The sequence below is a fragment of the Companilactobacillus insicii genome, from assembly GCF_003946015.1.
GTDB lineage: Bacteria > Bacillota > Bacilli > Lactobacillales > Lactobacillaceae > Companilactobacillus > Companilactobacillus insicii.
Genome location: NZ_RHNU01000072.1, coordinates 1 through 1122, shown reverse-complemented (window position 1 = coordinate 1122; position 1122 = coordinate 1). Strand labels below are relative to the sequence as shown.

The 1122-nt window shown below is 39.8% G+C and carries 1 protein-coding gene; it reads left to right on the top strand.

The window, feature by feature from the left end:
* The first annotated feature begins 114 nt into the window (after positions 1 to 114).
* A complete protein-coding gene (locus EKM79_RS12175; protein WP_125569174.1) occupies positions 115 to 1113 on the top strand; it encodes an IS30 family transposase in 999 nt (332 codons plus the stop codon).
* Positions 1114 to 1122 lie beyond the last annotated feature (9 nt).

The window sequence follows — 1122 nt, the reverse complement described above, 5'->3', positions numbered from 1 at the left end:
GACGAATTTACAATTGAAGTGCAACATCAGTTTTAGAATATAAAAGAAGACTCATAGCCTGAGACCTTGTAAAATGGAATCACCACAACACCAATTACAAGGAGAACTCAGACTATGAGCCTATATAAACATCTTACCTTAAAAGATCGTGAAATCATACTTGTTGGACTGAAGTTAAATCAATCGTATCAGAAAATATCAGTACAAGTTGGATGTTCTAAATCCACTATTTCAAGAGAAGTTCAACGTAATGGTGGACGTGATGGGTATTCAGCTGCACAATCACAAGACGCTTATCAACAGCGGCGATTGAAGAGCCGTCGCTCAAGGATTTTATCTGATTCTGATATTAGAGAATTCGTTATAAAATGCATCGTCAATTATCATTGGTCACCCGAACAGATTTCAGGCCGACTATCTCATGAAAACAGTGACTGGAATATAAGTTATAACACGATTTATCGTGGAATCGAACATGATAACCTCGGTATTCCACTCAAGAATCATGGAGCACGTGGTATCGCAAGAAAACTACGACACCGAGGTAAAACTCGTAAGGTTAAAGGAACAGTGAATGAACGTCGCGGACGTTTTAACGACGCAGCCTCAATTCATGAACGACCATTATCAGCCGAAAATCGTAGTCGTTTTGGTCACTGGGAAGGTGATACAGTTCGTGGAAAGACTGGACACTCTGCACTAGTCACCTTGGTAGACCGAAAATCTAGGTTTCTTCTCTCTCAGCGTGTTCCTAAGGTAAATTCACAATTTGTTTATCAGGCTATTCTTAATCTTCTAGCAGAGGTAACTCCTAAGCGAATCAAAACCCTTACACCTGATAGAGGAACTGAATTTGCACAATACCATGAATTAATGAACGAACTTGATATCTCAGTTTATTTCCCGGATCCTCACTCACCACAACAACGAGGAACTAATGAAAATACTAATGGATTAATCCGTGAGTACTTTCCTAAGGGAACAGATCTCGACAGTCTTAGTGATATAGATATCATTAAGTTCGTTGACGAACTTAACAATCGACCACGCAAGGTCTTAGGCTGGAAGTCACCGGCAGAAGTTTTCTTAGGTCAATCGTTGCATTTGATTTGACAATTCGTC